At 74.0% G+C, this 23,141-nt stretch carries 13 protein-coding genes and 1 pseudogene; 10 read left to right on the top strand and 4 right to left on the bottom strand.

What is annotated here, in order from left to right; translation table 11 throughout:
- The first annotated feature begins 63 nt into the window (after nt 1-63).
- From ACZLKG_RS09125 to ACZLKG_RS09105, 5 genes and pseudogenes are all read left to right on the top strand, one after another.
- The gene (locus ACZLKG_RS09125) at nt 64-2,271 is read left to right on the top strand and encodes an alkaline phosphatase (protein WP_463648557.1); all 2,208 of its coding nucleotides are present in this window, start codon (nt 64-66) and stop codon (nt 2,269-2,271) included.
- A gap of 901 nt (nt 2,272-3,172) precedes the next feature.
- Nucleotides 3,173-5,842: a helix-turn-helix transcriptional regulator gene (locus ACZLKG_RS09120; protein WP_425709329.1), complete on the top strand. Its 2,670-nt coding sequence runs from the start codon at nt 3,173-3,175 to the stop codon at nt 5,840-5,842.
- Nucleotides 5,839-8,517, top strand: a complete 2,679-nt coding sequence (locus tag ACZLKG_RS09115) for a LuxR C-terminal-related transcriptional regulator (RefSeq protein WP_463648556.1) — start codon at nt 5,839-5,841, stop codon at nt 8,515-8,517. The genes ACZLKG_RS09120 and ACZLKG_RS09115 overlap by 4 nt, the downstream gene beginning before the upstream one ends.
- Nucleotides 8,518-8,708: 191 nt before the next feature.
- On the top strand, nt 8,709-10,364 hold the full coding sequence (locus tag ACZLKG_RS09110) for a sugar transferase (protein ID WP_425709331.1): 1,656 nt from the start codon (nt 8,709-8,711) through the stop codon (nt 10,362-10,364).
- A gap of 64 nt (nt 10,365-10,428) precedes the next feature.
- Nucleotides 10,429-11,626: pseudogene (locus ACZLKG_RS09105) on the top strand (DegT/DnrJ/EryC1/StrS family aminotransferase).
- A 30-nt stretch (nt 11,627-11,656) separates the two neighbouring features.
- Here the strand turns inward: ACZLKG_RS09105 and ACZLKG_RS09100 are convergent.
- Nucleotides 11,657-12,838 (bottom strand): hypothetical protein, encoded by a 1,182-nt coding sequence (locus ACZLKG_RS09100; protein WP_425709333.1) that lies wholly within the window; start codon nt 12,836-12,838, stop codon nt 11,657-11,659.
- Nucleotides 12,839-12,896: 58 nt separating this feature from the next.
- On the opposite strand from ACZLKG_RS09100, the gene ACZLKG_RS09095 reads away from it, so the two are divergent.
- Nucleotides 12,897-13,751: a glycosyltransferase gene (locus ACZLKG_RS09095; protein WP_463648555.1), complete on the top strand. Its 855-nt coding sequence runs from the start codon at nt 12,897-12,899 to the stop codon at nt 13,749-13,751.
- Here ACZLKG_RS09095 and ACZLKG_RS09090 read toward each other — a convergent pair.
- Together ACZLKG_RS09090 and ACZLKG_RS09085 are read right to left on the bottom strand one after the other, a co-directional pair.
- Nucleotides 13,748-15,133, bottom strand: coding sequence for an O-antigen ligase family protein (locus tag ACZLKG_RS09090; protein ID WP_463648554.1), 1,386 nt, complete (start codon nt 15,131-15,133; stop codon nt 13,748-13,750). The genes ACZLKG_RS09095 and ACZLKG_RS09090 overlap by 4 nt on opposite strands.
- A gap of 2 nt (nt 15,134-15,135) precedes the next feature.
- Nucleotides 15,136-15,999 (bottom strand): hypothetical protein, encoded by an 864-nt coding sequence (locus ACZLKG_RS09085; RefSeq protein ID WP_463648553.1) that lies wholly within the window; start codon nt 15,997-15,999, stop codon nt 15,136-15,138.
- Between the two features lie 116 nt (nt 16,000-16,115).
- On the opposite strand from ACZLKG_RS09085, the gene ACZLKG_RS09080 reads away from it, so the two are divergent.
- Nucleotides 16,116-16,961, top strand: coding sequence for a glycosyltransferase family A protein (locus ACZLKG_RS09080; protein WP_463648552.1), 846 nt, complete (start codon nt 16,116-16,118; stop codon nt 16,959-16,961).
- Nucleotides 16,962-17,032: 71 nt separating this feature from the next.
- Here the strand turns inward: ACZLKG_RS09080 and ACZLKG_RS09075 are convergent, their stop codons facing one another.
- Nucleotides 17,033-18,856, bottom strand: coding sequence for an ABC transporter ATP-binding protein (locus ACZLKG_RS09075; protein WP_425709338.1), 1,824 nt, complete (start codon nt 18,854-18,856; stop codon nt 17,033-17,035).
- A 154-nt stretch (nt 18,857-19,010) separates the two neighbouring features.
- On the opposite strand from ACZLKG_RS09075, the gene ACZLKG_RS09070 reads away from it, so the two are divergent.
- From ACZLKG_RS09070 to ACZLKG_RS09060, 3 genes are read left to right on the top strand one after another with little or no spacing between them, the layout of a single operon-like run.
- Nucleotides 19,011-21,299, top strand: coding sequence for a hypothetical protein (locus tag ACZLKG_RS09070; protein WP_425709339.1), 2,289 nt, complete (start codon nt 19,011-19,013; stop codon nt 21,297-21,299).
- Nucleotides 21,296-22,222, top strand: coding sequence for a glycosyltransferase family 2 protein (locus ACZLKG_RS09065; protein WP_425709340.1), 927 nt, complete (start codon nt 21,296-21,298; stop codon nt 22,220-22,222). The genes ACZLKG_RS09070 and ACZLKG_RS09065 overlap by 4 nt, the downstream gene beginning before the upstream one ends.
- 2 nt (nt 22,223-22,224) lie before the next feature.
- The gene (locus ACZLKG_RS09060) at nt 22,225-23,133 is read left to right on the top strand and encodes a glycosyltransferase family 2 protein (RefSeq protein WP_463648551.1); all 909 of its coding nucleotides are present in this window, start codon (nt 22,225-22,227) and stop codon (nt 23,131-23,133) included.
- Nucleotides 23,134-23,141: the final 8 nt, after the last annotated feature.

Here is a 23,141-nt window from a genome sequence, read left to right as displayed (position 1 = left end):
GGTTCATACGCCCCTGCTTGGGTGACCGGCGTCGATCCCACGCACCCACGAGGAGCCCATCAGATGCGCCTGCCACGCCCCGGACGGGCGGCCGCCGCCGCCGTCACGGCGACCCTGCTCGCCACCCTTGCCCCCGCCGCGGCGGTCGCCGACGACGACGAGCGCACCAACGTCATCCTGCTCATCGCCGACGGCATGGGCTACAACCACATCGATGCCGCCAGCCTCTACGAGCACGGCACCGCGGCCTACCAGGACCAGGGCGACAACCCCTACCTCGCGGCGCACGGCTCGGACAGCGTGACGTCGGAGGAGTACCAGGAGTTCGAGACGCGGCTCTCGATGGACACGGGTTATGTCTTCAGCCCGGCCTACTCGACCATCGAGGCGTGGGGGCACCCGCAGAACGCCACCCGCGACCAGCGCGACGGCTCCTGGCTCAACGTCACCGACTCCGGGGCCGCGGCGACCGCCCTGTCGACCGGCGTGCGCACGCGGGGCGGCTACCTGGGCTGGGACCGCGACGAGGAGCCGCTGACCGACATGGTCGACGTCGCGAGCGAGGCTGGCCTGGCGACCGGGGTCGTCACGAGCGGCCAGTTCTGGGGGGACACGCCGGCCGGGTTCGCCGTCCACGCCGACGACGGCGACGAGGACCTCATCATCGACCAGCTGCTGCGCCACGAGGACCTCGACGTCGTCATGGGCGGCGGCCACCCCGCGTTCAGCAACAACGGCGAGCCGCAGGCGCCGGGCTACCACAACATCCCGCGCGCGGACTGGGAGGCGATCGCGGCCGGTGACACGAGCACCGGGCTGGCGCCGTGGACCCTCGTCGAGGAGCGTGCCGACTTCCAGGCGCTCGCCACCGGCGAGACGCCGGACCGCGTGCTCGGCCTGGCCCAGACGAGCGGGGCCCTCACGCACGACCGGCCCGGCGACCGCGAGACCCCGTTCGCCGCGCCGATCGCGGACAACGTGGCCCGCCTCCCGGAGATGGCCGCGGCGACCCTCAACGTGCTCTCGAACGCCAGCGACGAGGGTTTCTTCACCGTGATCGAGCAGGCCAACGTGGACGGCGCCGGCCACCACGGTGAGCTCGGCCGCACGATCGAGAACATGATCGACTTCAACGCCACCGTCGACGCGGTGATCGAGTGGGTCGACTCGGAGTCCAGCTGGGACGAGACCACGGTCATCGTCACCTCCGACCACGAGACGGGGAACCTGTGGGGCTCGGGCACCGTCGTCGACGGCGGGGTCGAGTTCACCGGTGACTTCACGCCCCTGACCGGTAGCGCGGGCGAGCTGCCCGCGGCGGAGTTCACCGACTTCACCGATCTCAAGGAGAACGAGATCGAGGACACCCCGCACTACCACACGCACCAGATCGTGCCGTTCTTCGCCCGCGGCGCCGCCGCGTCCGACTTCGACGCGGTCGCCGACGAGAGTGACCCGGTGCGCGGGGACTACATCGAGAACACCGACGTCGCCGACGTGCTCCACGCGCACATCCGCGACCGCGCGACCGAACCGGAGCCCGAGCCCGAGCCGGAGCCGGAGCCCGAGCCGGGGCCGCCGGCGCACCAGGAGCACGGCTTCTTCCTGAGCAACGACTGGCAGGGCACCACCCACCACGCCTTCCAGTACGGACGGCACGCCGACGAGGTGCTGATCGGGGACTGGGACGGCGACGGGACGGACTCCATCGCGGTCCGCCGCGACAACCTCTACCTCGTCTCCAACGCCCCGCGCGGCGGCAACGCCGACCACGTCCTGTCCTACGGCCGTGCGGGCGACGTGGTGCTGGTCGGCGACTGGGACGGCGACGGTACCGACACCCTCGCCGTCCGCCGAGGGAACCGGTACTTCGTGGCGAACTCTCTGGACGGCGGCAACGCCGACCACGAGCTGAGCTACGGCCGTGCGGGCGACGAGGTGCTGGTCGGCGACTGGGACGGCGACGGCACCGACACCCTGGCCGTCCGCCGCGGTAACGCGTACTTCGTGGCGAACAGCCTCAGCGGGGGCAACGCGGACCGGGCGTTCGAGTACGGGCGCAGCGGTGACGCCGTGCTGGCCGGCGACTGGGACGGCGACGGGATCGACACGTTCGCGGTGCGCCGCGGCAACGCCTACTACGTGAAGAACTCCCTGGCCGGTGGCAACGAGGACGTCCTCGTGCACTTCGGACGAGCAGGTGACGAGGTGCTGGTCGGCGACTGGGACGGCGACGGCACCGACACCCTCGGGGTGCGGCGCACGCCCTGACGGCGCCGCGACGTCCGAACGCCCCGGCGGCCGAGGTGGTGCTGGTCCACCTCCTCGGCCGCCGGGGGTTCACCCCGTCCGCGGACATGCCCGGGACCACGCCCGGGTGGCAAGGGTGACAAACCTGGCTCGGAGGCGTGATCCGCGCGGGCCGGCGTCCAGATGACGCTCGCGCGGTCCGCACATATCTTCGTTAGAGCATCCCGTGCGCCCCGACGCGGTCGGGAGCGGACCCGAGCGGTGCGTGTGTGCCCCGATCGGTCGGGGACACGGCGCGAGGCGACGCCGCGCATGGACGCGCCGATGAGGACCGGGCGCTTCCGCCGGTGCTCGACGCCACCTCGACGCTGCCTGGACAGGTCGTCCGCGCCCACTCGGCGTCCCCCCTCGGCGGCCGGGTCCGGAGCGGACGGATGTCCGCGTCCGGAGACCCTCGGGCGTCGTCCCGGGTTAACGGACGCCGTCGGTGGTCACCGACGGTCAATGTCGCGTTGACACCGGTGGGTCTCGGAGGTTTCCTGTCGATGGCACCTCCGGCTGGTCGGAGTGGTCCGAGGACGATCGTCAGGCTGTCGACGACGACGCTCCCGGCGCCCGCCGTCCCGACGGACGGCGGAGCGACCGGGCGCCCGGCGGGAGCCCCCGGACCGCGAGCTTCCGACCCGTCGGAGGGCAGGATCGTCGGGTTCGGCGGTGGGCGTCCCTCGGGGGCTCGCACCGACCGGTCGTGCCGATGCTGCCGGCCGCGGACTCCCCCACCGCGGGTGCGTGCCTCCCCTCGGAGACGCAAGGAGCACATCGACATGAAGCTTTCATTCCTCCTCGCCCCTGACGTGCCGCCTCTGTCGCAGACCCTGCGGCGGATCGCGAGCCTGACACGTCGGCCGAGAGGCGAGGAGTCATGCCGCTCGCACATGCATGGCTGAATCCTGACTCGGACGGCATCTGGAGCGACGACCCGCGATCCGCGGTGGACGAGGTCCTGCGCGCGGTGCAGGTCGAGCGCGTCGGCGCGGTGCTCGTCGGCACGCCGGAGGACCGTCGGGCGGTGACGCAGGCGGCCGTCGACGAGCTGCGCGCCGAGCGCCCGGTCCATCACCTGCACGGCAGCGCGTTCGTCGCCGACCTGCCGTACGGGGCGCTGTCGATCCTCCAGGCGCGCTCGGGCGTGGGTCCGGAACCGACCTGGTACCGCATGGCCAAGGTGCTCGGCGAGTACCTGGCACCGGTCGGCGAGGAGCCGGCCGTGGTCATCCTCTCCCAGCCCCGCGAGATGGACCCGAGCTCCGTGACGGTGCTCGCTCAGCTGGCGCACCAGCGTCGGGTGGTCCTCCTGGTGCAGTGCGACCGGATGATCGACGTGCCGCCCGACCTCGCGGTCCTCGCGCGCTCGGGCGACCTCGCTCAGGTCGCCGTGCGTCCGCTCACGCCCGCCGGGACGCGGGCGCTGCTCGTGGACCACCTCGGCGGGGAGGTCTCGCGCGTGGCGGCGACCGTGCTGTGGCGCTACGGCGGGGGACATCTCGGCCGGCTGCGCAGCATCGCCGACGACTGCGTCGGGTCCGGCAGGCTCCGGGAGGTCGACGGTCGCTGGGTGCTGACCGACGGTCCGCTCCACGGCGGACGGGGCGTGCCCGGCGAGGACGTCGTCCTCAGGCGGATGCCCGACGAGCGCCGTGCGCTGCTGGAGCTGCTGGCGACGCGCGGCCCGGTCGAGACCGGCGAGCTCATCAGGAACGGTCACGGCTCTGACCTGGACTCGCTGCAGGCGCAGGGCATCGTCACGGTCCGGCGCACGCCCGCCGGGACGGTGGCGGCGGTCGAGCCCGTGTGGCGCGACCGTGTCGTCTCCGCACTGGACCCGGAGAGCAGGTCCCGGCTCGAGCGCGAGGCGTCGGAGCAGGACGGGCCGGCCCGGCTGCTCGAACGGGCCGAGGACCGGCTGGCCTCGGCCGACGCGGCGGGTGCCCTGCGCCTGCTGGACCGGGCACGGGTGCCGGGCCGCCCGCCGGGAGGGGCCGGCACGCCGGAGGGCGCCGGCACGCCGGGGGGAGCCCGCACGCCGGGGTCCGCCGCTGCGGCCGGGCCCGACGACGTGCACGGACACCTGGTCTGGGCCCGGGCGCGGGCGCTCCTGGCCCTCGGGGAGGTCGGCCGCGCGCAGGACGAGGTCGACGCCGCCGCGGACGACGACTCGCCGTGCCTGCTCGTCCTGTCCGCGACGATCGCGGCGCTGGTCGGGGACCGCTCGAGGACCGAGGACCGACTGCGGCGGACCGCGGACCCGCACCCCGGGGTCCGCCTCGATCCCGGTCGCCCGGGCCGCAACCAGGAGTCCGTGCGACTGCGTGGCGAGGCGACCCGCGCCGAGATCCTCTCGCTCACGGACGACCAGGACGGTGCGCGGGCGGCCGCGGCACGGGTCCACGCGGAGCTGTCCACCTACCGTCGCCGCGGGGTCCTCGACAGCGTGATGGGTCCCTACGACCGGGCGGCGATCGCCGCGTCGCTGCTCGAGACCGCGCTGAGGTGCGGCGACCTCGCGACCGCCCGGGGCCTGGCCGACGCGATCCTTCTCGCCCGGCACGGCAACCCCCAGGCGGTCCTCGACGCCGAGCTCGGGCTCGTGGTCCTCGACCTGCTCTCCGGCCGTCCGGACGAGGCCGAGGCGTCGGCCACCGGTCTCGTCGAGCAGGCAGCCGCGGTCCACGACCCGCAGGGCCGGGCGGTGGCCCAGGCCCTGGTCGACTGCTGCCGTTCACTCAACCCGCGCGCGGACCAGGGTCCCGCGCCTCGCCGGCCGGCCGGCCGCGCGACCGAGCCGCCGGACACGCACCGGGCGGTGCCGCTCACCTGGGGCCGGTTCGGCTGGTTCGCCGAGCTCGCGCGCGCGGTGGCGGGTACGCCTGCCCCGGGCGACGACGCCGCGCCCTCCCGTGTCGACGACGTCGCGTCCGCCCGGGTCGACGACGCGCCCGCGCGGCTGGGCCGGCTCGCCGACCGGGCGGGCCACGAGGGTCTCGCCGTGGTCGAGATGTACGCCCTGCTCTCCTCCGCGCTGCTCGGGGACGCCACGGTGGCCGGACGGCTGGGGAGCGCCGTCGCCCGCACCCGGGCGGTGGTGTCCGGTCCCGGCGCCGAGCTCGCCGTGGGGGTCCGCGAGAACGATCCGGGGCGCACCCGCGCCGCCCTGACCGCGATGGCCGCCATCGGGTACCTCGCCTGGAGCTACGGCGCGCCGACGTCGGTGGTCGCCACCCTGCCGGCGGCCGACGCCCGGCGGCTCGCCGAGGTCGTCGCCAGGACCCGCCCGTTTGGCGCCGAGCGCGGCGGGTCCGACGAGCCCGGATGGCTGCGGTCCCTCACGCCGCGCGAGCGCGAGATCGCCGTCATGGTCGTCGACGGGCTGTCGAACGCCTCGATCGCCCGACACCACCGCATCTCGGTCCGGACCGTCGAGGGGCACCTCGGTCAGGTCTACGCCAAGCTGCACGTCCGCGGCCGATGGGGCCTGAGCCGGCTCGCGACGGACCGGCCGGTCCTCGAGGAGGCCGGGGCACAGCGGACATGACGGCACTCGACCACACGCTGTGGGACGCCCACATCGGCGTGCTGCACGAACGGCTGAACGACGTCGACCGGGCCGGCGTCGTCGTCGTCGGCGCGCCCGGGTCCGGGACGACGTCCCTGGTGCAGGTGCTCCTGCGGGACGGGGGCGGACCGACCGCGCTGACCGTGCAGTGCGGTCCCGCGCTCGTGGACGTCCCCTACGGCGCGCTGTCCCCGTACCTCACCGACCTCGAGGTCGTGCAGGGACCGGTCGACGTGCTGGCGGCCGTGCAGCGGCACCTGGACGGGATCGCGTCCCCCGCGCAGGACGGGAGCCGGCTCCGACCCGTCATCGTCGTGGAGGACTGCCAGTTCCTGGACGCGGCCAGCGCGTTCGTCCTCGCGCTCCTGGCCCAGAACCGCGAGGCCGTCCTGCTCGCCACCAGCGTGGGCCTGCGCGGGGAGTCCGGCCTGGGCGCGCTGGTGGACACGGGCCTGCTCGCCGCCGTGACGATGCCCGCCCTGGGGCTCGCGGAGACCAGCGCGCTGTGTGCGTCCGTCGTCGGGGCCCGCCCCACCGGCGGCGCGGCCGCGACGATCCTCGGCATGACGGGCGGGATGCCCGGGTTCGTCGTCGCGTTCCTGGCGTCGGCGGACGAGCAGGGCATCCTCGTGGGTGCCGACGGCGAGACCTGGACGAACGGGGGCCCGGACCGGTGGACGCTGCTCCGACCGGCCCCCTCGGTCGACGAACGGCTCGTCGGCGTCGTCGAGGGGATGCAGTCCGAGCTCACCGACCAGCAGCAGACGGCGGTGACCATGCTGGCGCTCGTCGGACGCATGCCGGCCGCCGAGCTGCGCGCGGCGGTGGGGGACCAGGTCCAGGACCTGTGGGACACGCACGTGGTCCGCGGCACCCCCGAGGGGGACGTGGAGCTGAGCGCGGAGCTGTACGGCGAGGTCATGCGCTCGATCACGCCGCCCGGACGGGGTGCCGAGCTCATGGCGCGGCGGCCGGCCTCGGTCGCGGGGCCCCCGCGACGGCAGCCCGCGCGATCCGTGGCCCGGGCCGTCGAGAGCGGGCTGCCCGTGCCCGACGAGGACCGCGTCGCGGCCGGCTACGAGCTCCTCGCGAGCCGGGACCTCGCCACCGCCTGGTTCCTGGCCGCGCGGCCGGCGGACGCCGCGCACGAGGAGAGCGTGGTGCTGCGTGCGGAGGTCATGCTCGCCGCCGGCCGAGCGATGTCCGGTCGGACCGACCTCGTCGAGGTGGCCGACCGCACGCAGGACGTGCACGTGTTGTCCGAGGTGCTGGCCGCGCTGGCGATGGACCGGGCCCAGGAGGGGGCGTCGACGACCCCGTGGGCCGCGCTGAGCGAGGTCTGGCTCGAGCGGCAGGACCGCGCGCTCCGGGCCGGGCGCACGGCGCCCGCCGCGACCGGCTCGCTCGCGGCGTGGTGGTCGGCGCTGGACCGCGTCGACGTCGCCGACGAGTCGGCCCGGCTTCTCGACCTGAGCTCCGCGGTCGCCACGGACCCTGAGGCCCCGACGGTGATGCGTTGCGTCGCGCACTGGGTACGAGGATGCCTGCTCACGCGGGCGGGGCGCCTCGTCGACGCCGCGGACGACGCCGCGCAGGCCGACGCGCTGGTGGCGGGGGACGCACGGGTGTCGGCGCTCCTGGGCGTGCACGCGGTCGTGCACCTGGTGGAGGCGCTGCTGCTCGTCGGGGACGTCGACGGTGCCGCCCGGGTCGTGGCCGACCGGCGCGGCGGGTCGGCGTACCGGAGCCACGCCTGGGCCGGCACCCTGCAGTCCCTCGACGGGTTCGTCGAGCTCGCTCGCGGCCGCGTGCGGCCGGGTGGCCACGTGCTCCGCGACGCGGCGTCGGACCTCGACCAGTGGGACCCGGTCCGCCTCCGGCCCCTGGTCACCGCCCTCGAGGGAGCCTCCGCCGCCCCGCCCGTCGGCGCACCCGCGGGCGGCACGTCGCTCGTGGACCGCGTCCGGGACGCGGGGCCCCACGGTCGGACCGAGCGCCGGCTGCTCGCGTCCGGCGTCGCCGAGGTCGTCGACGACGCCGGGCGGGAGCACGCGCCCGGGAAACCCCCGGCGTGGGCGCGGATCGTCGCTGACGCGGAGGTCGCCGCGCACCCCGCCGTCGCGCTGGAGATCCTGCTCGTCGCGTCCGCCGTCCGGGACCCCGACACCGCGGACGACGAGCTGGTCGCGGCCATCCACCGGGCGGGCCTCCTGCTCGACGGGCCACGGGCCGACCTCGTCGTGCGTGCCCACGACCCGGCGATCGCCGGGGACCCCGTGCGCCTGTCCCAGGTGGCTGAGCAGGCCATGACCGAGGGCTTCCCGGTGGTCGCGGCGGACGCGTGGGCACGCGTGGTCCGGCTCCACGACCGGGCGAACGACCTGCGGCGGCGCGGCGAGGCGTTGCGGCACCTGCACGGGGTCGTCGGAGAGCTCGGCGGGGTGCCCGGCCGGTACGTGCGGTCGGCGCTGGACCTGGGGGCGCTGACGCCCCGGGAGCTCGAGATCGTCCGGCTCACGCTCGAGGGACGTCGGAGCGGCGAGATCGCCAGGACCCTCGTGGTCTCGCCCCGGACCGTGGAGGGGCACCTCTACCGGGCCTTCGCCAAGCTGGGCATCAGCGACCGCACCGAGCTCCGGGACGTCTGGCCCTGACCCGTCCAGGTGGTCGGTGCGCATCGACCACGTGGTTCCACGTGGTCCCCGGGGGGGCGAGCGAGTACCGCCCACCGATGTACGGGCGACCGGCCGTTCCTAGCGTCGAGGACGGACCGACGGACCCGCCGTCGGAGACCCGGCGCAGCGCCCCCCACGCGCGCCGGTGCTGCCACCCCCCGGAGGCCCCCGTGCACTCGCAGTCGACGACGACCCACGACCGACCGAGGTCGGCGCGCACCGGGACGCTCGGCGCCCTCGGCGCCCGCGTCCTCGAGGTACCCACGCCCGCCACCGTCCCGCACACGGACGCGGGACCCGCGCCCGAGGTCCTGAGCCCGGCCCCTGCGGCCATGAGCCCCCTGCGGCCCGACGTCGCACCGGACCCGCCCGACGTCCACCGCCGCGTCGACTGGTCGCGGCGCTACCGACGACGGGTGCACGCCACCGACCTCGGCGTCATCCTCCTGGCCGTCGCCTGGGGGACGTGGGCATCGGGCGACGTCGCCGCCGGGGCCACGGTCGCCCTCGGAGTCGGGCTCGTCCTGGTCTGGAGCCTGGCCCTGCAGCTGTTCCGCACGCGGTCCCCGCGCCGGATGGCGGTCGGGGCCGAGGAGTACAAGCGCGTCGTCGGTGCGACCGCCGCCACGGCCGGCATCGCCTGCTCGGTCACGGTCCTGCTCGGCGCGGACCTCTCCGCGCACGCGCGCCCGCACCTGACGCTCAGCCTGCCCGTCGGGCTGGCCGCCCTCGTGGTGGGCCGCTGGGTGTGGCGGACGTGGCTGCACCGGCTGCGCCTGCGCGGCGTCGCGCTGTCGGACGTCGTCGTCGTCGGTCAGCCGGCCGACGTGGCGTACGTGACCCGTCAGATCGCCCGCCGCTCCGCCGTCTGCTACCGCGTGGTCGGCGTCGTCCTCGACGTCCCCACCGACCCGCCGGCGGGGCCGGCACCCGAGGACGCCGGGACCGGCGACCCCGACCGGGACGGCCCGCCGGCGCCCCCGACCTTCTACGGCGTCGAGCGCGTCCCGCAGGCGGTGACCGAGCTGGGGGCCGACTCGGTGGTCGTCGCCGGCCCGCTGCGTGCAGGCACGAGCGCCATCCGCACGCTCGGCTGGTCCCTGGAGCGGACCCGGACCGAGCTCGTCCTCGTGTCCTCCCTGGTCAACGTCGCCGGTCCGCGCATCACCATGCGCCCCGTCGAGGGCCTGCCGCTCCTGCACGTGGACCAGCCCCGGTTCGAGGGCGGCCGCCACGTGGTCAAGCGGGGGCTCGACATCCTTGGTGCGGGCGCGGGCCTGCTGATCGCCTCGCCGCTGCTCCTCGCCGTCGCCCTGATGGTCAGGTGGGACTCGCCCGGCGGAGCGTTCTTCTCCCAGACGCGGACCGGCCGGTACGGGCGGCCGTTCCGGATGGGCAAGTTCCGCACCATGGTCGCCACCGCCGAGCAGGACAAGGCGGCGCTCGCGGCCCGGAACGAGGGCGCCGGCCCGCTGTTCAAGCTGAAGGACGACCCCCGGGTCACCCGCGTGGGTGCCGTGCTGCGCCGGCACTCGCTCGACGAGCTCCCGCAGCTGTGGAACGTCCTGCGCGGCGACATGTCGCTCGTCGGCCCCCGCCCCCCGCTGCCGGAGGAGGTGGCCACCTACGAGGGCCACACCGGCCGTCGGCTCTACATCAAGCCGGGCCTCACGGGGCTCTGGCAGATCAACGGCCGGTCGAACCTCGACTGGGAGGAGAGCGTCCGCCTGGACCTTTACTACGTCGAGAACTGGTCGGTCACCGGCGATCTCATGATCATGTGGCGCACCGTCAAGGTCATGGTCAGACCCGACGGCGCGTACTGATGAGCATCTCGGCAGACGGCGTCGGCGGCGACCGTCGGCGCACAGCACAGGGGGAGGGGTTCCGATGGAACAGACGGCGACGACGGTGGACCGGATCGGCGTGACCCGGCCGTGGCTGGGTGCTGAGGAGGTCGCGGCCGTCACCGACGTCCTGGCCTCCGGGTGGCTCGCCCAGGGGCCGCGGACGGCCGACTTCGAGGGCGCGTTCAGCCGGGCGCAGCGCGTGCCGCACGCGGTCGCGACGTCGTCGGGCACCGCGGCCCTGCACCTCGCCCTCACGGTGGCGGACGTGGGACACGGCGACGACGTCGTCGTCCCGTCGTTGTCGTTCATCGCCACCGCGAACGCCCCGACCTACGTGGGGGCCCGGCCGGTCTTCGCCGACGTCGACCCGACGACCGGCAACGTCACCGCGCGGACCGTGGAGGCGGCGCTGACCCCGGCGACGACCGCGGTGATCGTCGCCGACCAGGGCGGCGTCCCGGTCGACCTCGGCCCGCTGCGCGAGCTGTGCGACCGATACTCCCTCGTGCTGGTGGAGGACGCGGCCTGCGGGGCCGGCTCGACCTACGCCGGTGCGCCGGTGGGTGTCGGGGCCGACGTCACCACCTGGTCCTTCCACTCGCGAACGCTCGTCACGACCGGTGAGGGCGGGATGCTCACCACGTCCCATCCCGAGTGGGCGGCGCGGGCGCGCAGGCTGCGCGAGCACGCCATGGACGTCTCGGCCGCCGACCGGCACGCCGGCCGCCGACGCGAGCTATGCCGAGGTCGGCTTCAACTACCGCATGACGGACCTGCAGGCCGCCGTCGGTCTCGTCCAGCTCGAGCGCCTGCCGGAGATGGTGCGACGACGCCGGTCCCTGGCGGCCGACTACCGCAGCGTCCTCGACAGCCTGCCGGACCTGCGCTGCGTGGCCGACCCCCCGTACGGGACCACGAACTACCAGTCCTTCTGGGTCGAGGTGCTGCCCGGCTTCCCGATGGGGCGCGACGACCTGCTGGCATGGCTGGCCGCCGACGGCATCTCGGCCCGGCGCGGTGTCATGGCGACGCACCGCGAGCCGGCGTACGCGAGGCGCACGGTCCCCGCGCCCCCTCTGCCGGTCACGGAGCGGCTGACGGACTCGACCGTGGTCCTGCCGATGTTCCACACCATGACCGCGGGCGAGCTCGGGCGGGTGCTCGACAGCGTGGTGGCGGCGGCCAGGTCGGCGGGCCGGTCGTGGTCACCGGACGACCGGACGAACGGCGCGCTCTGATGTTCCGCGTCACGCGGGTCCGGGCCCTGCTCAGGCCGTGCGACCCTCGTTGGAACCCGATGCGGGGCCGGCGCCCGGGGCCGAGGAGGGGCCGGGTGCGGATCTCGAGTCGGCCGGGTACGACCCGGTGTAGGTCGCCGGTACTCCCGACCACAGGGCCGACCAGCGATAGGCCAGGATGTCGTCGAAGGCGGCTCGGTCGAAGGTTCCTGACGTGCTCGCCCGTCGGTAGCTGACCATGGCCACCCGGAGCGCCAGCAGGCTCCGCCGAATTTCGTCGTCCAGCCGGTTCTGCGCAGTGCCGCCGGGGGCGAGCGCGTGAAGATCGTCGTCCAGGTCTCCGGCGAGGAACCGGTCCAGCACGTGTCCTCTCGCCATGACCACCACCCCGACCGGGTAGTAGAAGACCGGGTCCAGGCGGATCCTGCCCAGGTCGATGAGTACGGGGGTCCGGTCGGACCGGATGATCAGGTTCTTCACGTTGGCATCGGTGGCGGAGGGGACGAGCGGCCAGGCGCGCGACCACGCCTCGATCCTGGATGAGGAGAGCAGCTCGGCCACCTCGCCCGGCGGGCTGCCCCGCGCGACGGCGGCCCGCGTCGTCGCGACGGGGTCACGCGAGTCGCCCTCTCCCTCGTGCGTGCCCAGCTCGGCGTACCGGCGCACCAGGTCGCGGACCACCCCGAGCTGATGGTCGGGCTCGAGATCGAGGAAGTGGTCGCCGTGGACGAACTCCTCGACGAGCAGACGGCCGCCGTCCCGCACCTCGAATGCGGGCGTCACCACGTGCGTCTCGAAGCGGCGTCGGAGGCTGACGTAGTCGTCGTCGATCCGGCGCGACCCGTAGGTGCGCGCGACCCGACCGTGCTCGGGCGCCAGGAGCACCAGGCCCCCGTCGTCGGCCGACACGACGATCGAGAAGCTCCCCCCGCGGCCCCGCCCCACCCGGAGGACAAGGGGCGGGAGGAGGCGGTGGGCCGCGTTGACGATCAGCGCGCGCGGCGTGCCGGAGCGTGCGTCGAGCTTGCTCTGTCGCAGGTGACGAGGCAGGACGGCGCGCCAGTGACGCCAGATGCTCTCACCCGCGCGGAGGTAGAGCCCGGGCCGCAGCAGGTGCTCCGCGGTCCGGGCCAGCTCACGGGTCCGTCGCCGCGCGCCGCGCGTACGAGAGAGCCGTTCCATCCTCGTGGCCCAGCCGGCACGCAGCATCATGGGGGACCCCTTCCTGCGTCTTTGCCCGACGATGGGCAGAGTCTGGCAGCATGGTGACATGAAGGGCCACACCGTCCCGGCCGCCTCGGTGATCGTCCCTGCTCACGACGAGGAACGGTCGATCGGGCGTCTGCTGACCGGGCTGACCGCGTCGGCTGACGGGCGCCGGCTCGAGGTCGTCGTGGTCTGCAACGGGTGCACCGACGCGACGGCGGAGCGGGCGGCTGACTTCCCGGGCGTGACGGTCGTCGAGATCCCGCAGCCGTCGAAGCACCTCGCGATGCGTGCGGGCAGCGAGGTCGCCTCGGTCTACCCCCGCGTCTACGTGGACGCCGACGTCGAGATCGGGGCCGACGCCGTGCTGCGGCTCGCCGACGCGGTACGCACGGGACCGCTCCTGGCGCGCGCCCCCGGGCGGCGCGTCCCTCTCGACGGCGTCGGCCTGCTGGCGCGCTCGTACTACGAGGTCTGGCAGGAGCTGCCCCAGGTACGGGAGGGGCTCTTCGGACGCGGCGTCATCGCGCTGTCCGAGGAGGGGCACCGGCGATATGCGGAGCTCCCGCCCGCGATGTCGGACGACCTCGTCATCTCCGACCTCTTCGCCCCGCACGAGCGTGGGGTGGACGAGTCCGTGACGGTCGTCGTCCGACCGCCCCGGACGTTCCGGGACCTGCTGCGCCGCCGCACCCGGGTGCGCACGGGCAACGCGCAGGCCGACGCCGGTCAGCTCCGACGCACCGACTCACGCACGCGCCCGGCCGAGCTCCTGCGCCTGGTCCGGCGCAGGCCGGCGCTCGCACCCAGGGTGCCGGTCTTCGTGGCCGTCACCGGGCTCGCCGCGTGGCGGGCGCGGGCCGCAGTCCGGCGGGGCGACTTCAGCACCTGGTTGCGGGACGAGAGTAGCCGTGCCTAGCGACTCCCGGTCGGGGAGGACATCGCTGCCCGGAACCGCTCCGCGGGCATGGGCAACGTGTGGCCGCTCTCCACACCGTGGCGCCAGATCGCCCCGGCGACGCCCGTGAGCACGAACGTCATGACCGTCACCTGCTCGAAGCTGAACAGGTCGAAGAACGTGCCGGAGATGGCGATCGCGACGATCGACGCCAGCACGGCCTGGCCCCGCGAGGAGTACTCCGGGTGGGATGCGCGCCGTACGGCGCCCCGCGCACTCGCCATCGCGAGCAGGAAGAAGCCGATGGTGGCGGCCAGCAGGGGGACGCCCCCCTCGACGAGCGCCATCAGGTACTGGTTGTCGAGGAAGAAGTACTCCTCGGGCCGGAAGGTGCCCAGACCGTGGCCGAGGACGGGTTGCTCCCTCCACAGCTCGTTGACGAGGGCGTAGTCCTCTGTCCGGCCGGTGATGCTGTCGTCGGTGGACGCGCCCCCGAAGATCGCCACCACCGTTCCGAGCAGACCGGGCACGGCGGCTCGGAAGACAGCGAGCCCCGCGAGCGCCAGGACGAGCACGGTGAGCCGCTGCCGGGCGTCGAGGCTGACCGCGTAGATCCCGACCGCGAGGATCGCCACGAGTACTCCCGAGCGCGAGACGGACAGCGGGATGCTGATGACGAGCACGGCGACGGCGATCGCCGCGAGCACCCGGGCCTGACGGGTCGCCGCGAACCTGGCCATGTGCATGCCCAGCGGCAGGGCGGCCCCGCTGATGACCCCGAGCTCGATCGCGTGGCCGGCGGCACCGCTGATCCGCGTGAACCCCCCTCGTGATCCGCCGCCGCTGGGATCGTCGCTCTGCAGCGGAGGTACCTGCAGCAGCCCGGCCCAGTCGAAGGGCACCACGAACTGGGCGATCGCGATGAGGCCGCCGATGGTCGCCCCCACCAGGAGCCCGACCAGGAGGAGGTCGGCCCGGCGCGAGTCCGCCAGCGTCGAGATGCCCACGGCGAGGATGGCGAGGGGGAACAGCACCAGCGCGAAGCGCAGCGCCCCGGCCGCCTCCAGCTCGGTCAGGTCCCGGACGAACGCGCCGCCGAGCCCGGCGAGCAGACCGATGATCAGCACCCAGGCGCCGGCCTCGGCGGGTGCGACCCGCCCGGGTGCCAGGGGGCTCCGACGGGGGCGCCGCGCGATCCAGCCGAGGATGACCATGCTCGCGATCCAGAAGACGAGCAGACGAGCCGGCCACCCGTTGGACCTGAGCGGTCCGGCCAGGACGAGCGAGCCCGGGATCACCAGCGCGACGACGGGAAGGGCCAGCAGGGCACCCCACGGTCCTTGTGGGCGCCTCTCACGAGACGACCGCCGGGCGGAGGTCGGCGGCTCCTGGTGGACCGCCACGGTCAGTCCTTGGCGGTGGCGCGTCCCTTGCCGGAGCGCGGCCGCCGCCGAGCTCCGGCCCGGGCGCGGCCGGTGCGCGCTGCGGTGCGCGCTGCGGTGGGCGCTCCGGACCGGGCTCCGGTCCGGGCGCGGCCGGTGCGCGTCTGCTCGTGCGCGTCGTCGTCCCGCAGGTGGTCGCCACCGTCCGGCGCGCCGTCGTTCTCGCCCTGCTCCGTCGCGGCCCGGCGCCGCCGGAGCCGGGCCGCCAGGAGGGCGTCGAGTCCGACGACGACGACGGCGGTGAGCCCGCCCCCGAGGGCGGCGATGGCCCCTGCGCCTCGCAGTCGGCTCGGGGTGACGTCCTCGACCGGGCCCGCCGGCACCGCCGGGGCGATGCGGTACCGGGTGACCTCGGGTGCGCCGGCCTCGGCCTGGAACTCGTCCAGCACGACGGATGCTTCGGCGACGACCGTCTCCAGGAGGTCGTGGACGGCCTCCTCGCTGGGGGCGGTGGCCTCGATGTGGATCATCGGCTGCTCGCTCGAGCTGTTGGCCTCGAACTCCTGCTCCAGGCTCTCGTCCAGGCCGAGGCGCTCCTCGAAGGCGGAGCTGTTGATGTTGCGGGCCAGGACGGCCACGGCGAAGCGTGAGCCGCCCTGTCCGGAGTACGGGTTGTCGGGCTCCGACGGGTCCTCGGTCTCGTCGACCGGCGACCCCACCTCCGGTTCCTCCGGCAGGCTCGGCAGCACCACGACTGACCGGGTGGACATGTAGAGGGGTTCGACCGCCGCGTAGGACCGATAGGCGAAGAAGGCGACGAGGAGCAGCAACGGGATCGTGAGGTACCAGCGTCGGATCATCGCCCCGGCGATCGAGAACAGGTCCATACGAGCGATGCTCCTAAGATGGGTGACTCCGCCGACGGAGGCTCGGTCCCCACACGAGGGGGAGACGGGTGACTCCGCCGGTGGAGCCTCGATCTCCCTACGAGAGGGCCGGGCCGATGCGATCAGACGTCGATGTGCTGATGATTACCTACAATAGCCCGGAGCATGTTCGGCGGACCCTGCCCCATCTGCTCGATACGTGCGACGAGAGTACCCGCGTGTGGCTCTGGCACAACGGGGACCACGAGGAGACGCTCGAGGTGGTGCGGTCGTTCGCCGCCGACCCGCGGGTCCACCGTTTCCACCACAGCCGCGAGAACGTCCGGCTCCGCCCGCCGACCAACTGGCTGTGGCAGGAGAGCGACGGAGCCTTCGTCTCGAAGGTCGACGACGACTGCATGCCCGAGCCGGGGTGGATCCAGCAGCTGCGGGACGCCCATCGTGCCGACCCGCAGTTCGGGGCGATCGGCTGCTGGCGCTTCCGGGACGAGGACTTCGTGCCGGAGCTGGCCGAGCGCAAGATCCAGACGTTCGCTTCAGGTGTCAGCCTGCTGCGCAACCACTGGGTCCAGGGCAGCGGCTACCTGCTGCCCCGTGCGCTCGTCGAGCGGCACGGTCCGATCAGGGACGGCCAGTCCTTCACCCGTTACTGCATCGAGCTCGCGAGGCACGGCGCCGTCAACGGCTGGCTCTACCCCTTCGTCCGGGAGGAGAACCTGGACGACCCCCGCTCGCCGCACACCCTCTTCCCCGACGACGAGAGCTTCCGCCGTCGCATGCCACTGACCGCGCAGGCGCTCGGCATCTCCACGGTGGCGGAGTGGGCCCAGCAGGAGCACGAGTCGGCTGTCGCTGTCCAGGCCGCGTCGCTGGACTTGCGGGAGTACTCGGGGTGGCGGTTCAGGCGGCGCAACCTCGTCAAGCGGGTGCAACGACGGCTGCGGGGCCGGGGGTCGTGGTGACCGGCCAGGCGTAGCCGCGGGGGTGGGCGGCCGCGCCCGTCCGGGCCGGTCGGCTCCGCCGCGGGGCCCGGTCAGCTCTGCCGACCGCCCGACAGCCGGGTCACCTCCTGGTAGAAGGCGCTGCTGGACGCCAGGACCGAGGGCGCGTCCATGCTCTGCAACCGGCCGTCGACGAGGACCATCACCCGGTCGCACATCGACAGTGCCGAGGGGCGGTGGCTGACCAGGATGATCGTCACCGACCCGCGCAGCTGGCTCAGCGAGTCGTTGACCAGGGCCTCGGACCGCACGTCCAGCGCGCTGGTCGCCTCGTCCAGGATCAGCACCTCGGGCGATCCGGCCAGGGCGCGGGCCAGGCACAGCCGCTGACGCTGACCGCCGGAGACGGCGGAGGCGCGCTGGCCCACCACGGTGTCGTAGCCCTGCGGCCAGGACATGATCTCCTCGTGGATGTTGGCCCGTGCGGCGGCCGCCTCGACGTCCTCGGTGGTCAGGTGCGGGCGGAAGAAGCGGATGTTGTCCGCGACCGTCCCCCAGACGAGCTGGGGGGCCTGGGGCACGTAGGCCACCCGCTGCCGCCACTGGTCGCGCCGGAAGTCGCGCACGTCGGTCCCGTTGACCTCGACCCGACCGCCGGTGGGCTCGCGCAGCCGCAGCAGGAGCTGCACGACGGTCGACTTCCCGGCCCCGGAGGGTCCGGCGACGCCGATGGCCTCGCCGCGGCCCGCGGTGAAGCTGAGGTCGGTCAGCGTGGGCCGGTCGGACCGGTAGCTGTGGTGCACCTGGTCGAACCCGATCGTGCGGATCTCGGGCAGGTCGTTCTCGCCGTCCTGCTGGGGGTTCGCCTCGTACCTGTGCAGCGCCCGGGCGAGCCGCTCCATGAAGGGGATGCGTTCGTCGAGGCTGGTGACCGCGGTCTGGACCTGCTGCGCGTAGGTGAGCGTGCGGAACAGGATGAGCACGACGGCCCCGAGGGTGGCGATCTGCCCCACCCCGGTCAGGGAGACGGCGAAAAGCGCCAGGATGAGCAGGAGCAGGGCCGCGCTCTGGAAGACCGCGGGCACCGCCGCGGACAGGAACCGGGTGCGCAGCAGGGGCCGGCGCACGTTGTCGATCGTCTCGTAGACCCCGGACCGGTAGGTGTCCGAGGCGCCGAAGACCTCGGTCTCCTCGGCCACGAGGACGATCTCCTGGACGCCCTTCGAGTACTCGATGTTCTCCCCGCTGAGCGCCTTGGCGTGCCGCCTCAGCCGGCGCGCCAGCGGGCGCAGGGCGAGGAAGAGGACCAGGGAGCTCGCACTGAGGGCGAGGGCCGCGGTCAGGTTGAGGACCAGGGCGGAGACCAGCATCGTGCCGAAGGTGAACAGCGCCGAGAAGCCGTTGCCGATGTTGACGATGGCCAGGCTGGTCGAGGTGATGTGGGCGTTCATCAACGACTGGAAGTGCCCGTCACGCTCCGACGCCTTGATCGGCCAGGCAGCCTGGGTGAACGCGTCGAACAGCCGGCGTCGCAGGTCGGCGGTCGCGTTGGCCCCGAGCCGGGCGGGGATGTAGGCCAGCAGCAGCTGCAGCCCGGCGCGCACCAGCGCCAGCCCCACGCCGGCGAGCAACGTGACCTCGACGCCCGACGAGAGCGTGATCGGCCCGAGGCCGAGCGTGACCTCGGACTCGCCGGTGGACAGCGCCGCCGCCACCGCGGCGATGAGAGCGAGGAGGCCCGCCTCGCTGAGCCCGGCCAGCACCGACACGGCGACCAGGGCCGTGAGCAGGAGCCCGGACCCACGGAAGAAGGGCGACAGCTCACGCCACGCACGTCGGGCGCGCCGCGCCACGACGAGCCGCCCGCCGCCGCCCCGGTCCGAGGGCTGCGCAGGTTGTGGGGGAGAGCTCGTCACGGGGTGCCTCCTGGGGGGACGGAACGCCCATCGGAAGGTGAGCGTAGCCCTCCCGCCACCTCCGGGCGGCCGTCCCGGCCGGACGCTCCCGCCTGACGCCGCGTGAACGCCGCAAGGGCCTCTCGAGGGTGGTCGGCTGTCGTAGAGTGCGTCCGTGACGCTCGAGCGGCTCGTGACGCCGGCGTCCCGGGTGCTGGACGTCGGGGTCCATGACGAAGGAGTCGCGGACGCCCTCGCCGCCGTCGGGGCGCATCGCTACCTCGGACTGGTGCTGCCGCAGGACCAGGCCTTCCTCGACGACGTCCCCGACCGGTACGCCGGTCGCTTCCATCGTGTCGTCGCGCCGGAGCAGGCCTTCCGCCACGACACCGACCTGCTGATCCTGCGGGCACCCGTCGCCCGTGCGGTGTGGGGCCTGAGGGACCTCTCCCACGTGGGTCGGATCGCCGTCGAGCTGACCTCGCCGTCGGCCCGGGTGGAGACCTGGGGTGCGCTCGCCGTTTCGCGGCTCCTGCGCCGGGTGCGCCTGCTGGGGGTCCGCACGTGCGGGGAGAGCCGGTTCCTGGTCTACGAGGCCCAGCCGGTCCGACGGCCCCGACCACGGCACTACCTCTCCGAGGCCGTCGGCGTGCCCGGGCTCATCCGGCGGCTTCAGCAGGAGGGGCTGGACTATGTCGTCCTGCGCTGGTTCGACCAGCTGCCGGACCTGGCCCCGGGCGAGGACCTCGACCTGATGGTCGCGGACCGGCACCTGCACCGGCTGCACGAGATCCTCGCCGAGGAGCCCGGCACCATCCCGGTCGACATCTACAGCGAGACCGGCCTGGAGGGGGCCGACTACCGGGGGATGGCCTACTACCCGCCCCGGCTGGCCACGCGGATGCTGGAACGGGCGGACACGCACGTCAGCGGGGCGAGGGTGCCGTCCGCGGAGGATCACCTCCACTCGCTGGCCTACCACGCGGTCTACCACAAGGGCCCCGCCTCGGGCCTGGCCTCCGCGCTCGTCGCCCAGGAGCCGCGGCCCGACCACGACTACGCGGCGACGCTCGCAGAGGTCGCGGCCTCCCTCGGCCGGGACTTCCCCACGGGGCTGGAGGACGTGGACGCGGTGCTCGAGGAGCAGGGTTGGCGGCCACCGCTGGACACGCTGCGCAGGCTCGCCGAGGACAATCCCTGGGTCCGGCGGCGGTTCTTCCCCACGGCCGACCAGCAGCCGGCGGAGCTGCCGGAGCCGACGGTGTTCTTCGTCCGTGAGCGCACGCTCTCGGTCCTGGACGAGGCCGAGGTGCTCGGTGTGATCGAGTCCCTGGAGTTCGAGATCCTCGCGGTGCGCGAGCTGTCCGGGGCGGCCCGTCAGGCCTCGGTGGAGCTGGTGCGCGGGGGGAACTGGGGGCGCGGGCCCTACCCCCTCAGCGGCGGGGACCCGGTCCTCGTCGTCGTCGCCGTGCACTACGGCCCCCGACCGCCGAACAGCTCGCTGCTGGCGCGGTACCCACGGCTGACCAACGGCGACGTGCTGCAGGTCAAGGTCGACATGCGGGAGCTGGTGGAGGCGCGCGTCGGTGCCGCGCAGTCGTTCAACCCCGTGCACTCCTCGGACGACGAGTTCGAGACCTGGGAGTACCTCTCCCTCGCCCTGCCCGAGGAGACGGCCGAGCTCAGGGCGCAGGTGGCCCGCCGCCGCGACGACTACCGGACTGGCGTGCCGGTGGTGGATGTGCTGCGTCGAGGGCGCCGCGCGAAGGTGGAGGTGGTCGAGCGTGAGGACGGCCGGCGGGTGCTGCGCAAGACCTTCGCCCCGCACGGAGCGCGACACCTGGAGCGCGAGGTCGCGACCATGCGCGAGCTGGGCCCGGTGGTCGCCGCCGTCCCCACCCTGCTGGACGTCGGCCCCAACTGGTTCGAGACCGAGCTGTTCGACAACGGCCTCGCCGACCTGCCGGACCGTCCGGACGGCCGGCTCGTGCCGCTGCGGGTCGCCCACGACATGATGCGGGTGCTCCGCGAGGTCCACGCGCGCGGCTTCGACCTGATCGATGCGAAGCCGCAGAACTTCCTCCTCGAACCCGGCGGCGAGCTGCGGCTCGTCGACTACGAGTTCAGCCACCGCTACGACGGGCAGGCTCCCGACTTCGACCAGATCTACGGCTTCGTCGGACCGCCGCAGGACTTCACCGGTGACGTGCCCGTCGGCGAGATGTCCTACGAAGCCGGCTGGCAGCCGTTCCTCGGCCTGCCCCGGGCCTCCCTGCTGGGCGACCCGACCTGGCGCCAGCACCTGCACCGTGCCACCTTCCGTGCCCGACGTCTGACCCGGCTGCCGGTCAGGGTGGCGTCCACCGGGCTGCGTCGGGGGCGGTCGTGGCTGGGGGCCGGGCGGGCCCGGGCCGGGGCCTCCTACCGCCGGTGGGCCCGCGAGCGGGCCAGGGGCGCGCTGTGAGCGCCCGGCTCGACGTCGTCATCGTCACCTACCGCAGCGCGGACGACATCCGTACCTGCCTGGCGTCGGTCGAGCCCGCCCTGGAGAGGTTCCCGGACGCCCGCATCATCGTCGTGGACAACGGGTCCGACGACGACGTCGCGGACGCCGTCTCCGGGATCTCGGACCGGCTGACCCTGATCCTGCGGGACGACAACGACGGCTTCGCCGTGGGCTGCCACGCCGGGGCCGAGGCGTCGACGGCGTCCGCCCTGCTCTTCCTCAACCCCGACGCGGTCGTGGACGCTTCCGCGATCGACACCCTGGTCCGGACGTCCGACAGCCATCCGGGGGCCGGCATCGTCGGGGGGAGGTCCGTGCTGCCGGACGGCGGGACGGACCACCAGTCCTGGATGGGACGGCCGACGATGTGGTCGGCTCTGTGCTTCGCCTCCGGTGCGTCGAGCGTCTTTCCCGGCTCCCGTGTCCTCGACCCCGAGTCCGGCCGCGACTGGCTGGAGACCTCTCGGGCGGTCCCCGTCGTCAGCGGCGGGATGATGCTCGTGGAGCGCGAGGTGTGGGACGCGCTGGACGGCTTCGACCGGAGCTACTTCCTCTACGGCGAGGACGTCGACCTCTGCCTGCGGGCCCGCCGGGCGGGCTGGTCGCCCCGGGTCACGCGGGAGGCGATCTACAGCCACGAGGTCGGTTCCTCCTCGGCCGGCTCCAACCGCCTCCCCCTCGTCCTGCGCGGACGGGCGACCACCTACCGCCGGCACTACCCCCGCCCCCTCGGGGCGCTGGCCGCACAGCTGCTGGTCGCCGGCACCGGCCTGCGCGCCGTGGGGGCGAGGTTCCGTCCCGCCGGTGGTCGGCGAGCTCATCCCGCGCAGCACTGGCAGGAGAGCTGGCGACGTCGTCGAGAATGGCGAGAGGGCTGGTGAGCATGAGTACGCACCCGACCGTGAGCGTGGTCGTTCCCGTCTACAACGACGTCCCGGCCCTGCGTCGCTGCCTGGCGGCGCTGCAGCGTCAGGACTACCCCGCCGACCGCGTCCAGGTGCTGGTGGTCGACAACGCCTCGAGCGAGGACGTGTCCGCCGCCGTGCCGGAGGACCCCCGGTTCCGGCTGCTCCACGAGGCCCGCCGTGGCTCCTACGCCGCGCGCAACACCGGGGTGCTCGAGGCGACCGGCGAGGTCCTCGCCTTCACCGACAGCGACTGCGTGCCCCGCCCCGACTGGCTGCGTCTCGGCGTCGCAGCGCTGCACGCCGATCCCCGCCCCGACGCGATCGGAGGCGCCATCGAGATCTTCTTCCCGCACGGGCCGCACCGGCGCACCGGTCCGGAGCACTTCGAGGCCCACAACGAGTTCCAGCAGCGCAGGTACGTCGAGGAGTGGTCGTTCGCCGCGACCGCCAACGTGTTCGTCACCCGGGAGGTCTTCGACCGGGTGGGACCCTTCGATGCCGGACTGAAGTCGGGAGGGGACACCGACTGGGGGACCCGCCTGGTCGGCAGCGGTGGCCGCCTGGTGTTCGCACCGCAGGTGGTGGTGGACCATCCTGCCCGGAGCACCTGGCGGGAGCTGGGGCGCAAGTCGGTACGGGTCGCGAACGGCATCGCCGACCGGACCCAGCACCTCGGTCGCGGGGCGCTGGCGCGCCGGGCCTGGCGGGAGGCGCGGGGCGGGATGTCGATCTGGCTGCGCGTCTGGGGCGGGTCCCGACCGGCCCCGACCGACGCCCCGGGCCGGGTGCGGTACGCCGCCGCGTTCAGCTACGTGCGGGCGTTGCGCGTGGGCGTGCACCTGCGGAGGATGGCGCGCCGGCCCGGGCCACCGGCTCAGAGGTAGGGCGCGGA

It is taken from the genome of Georgenia sp. Z2081 (assembly GCF_055326445.1).
The sequence above is the reverse complement of the archived record's forward strand: the minus strand, read 5'-3'. Positions and strand labels throughout refer to the sequence as shown.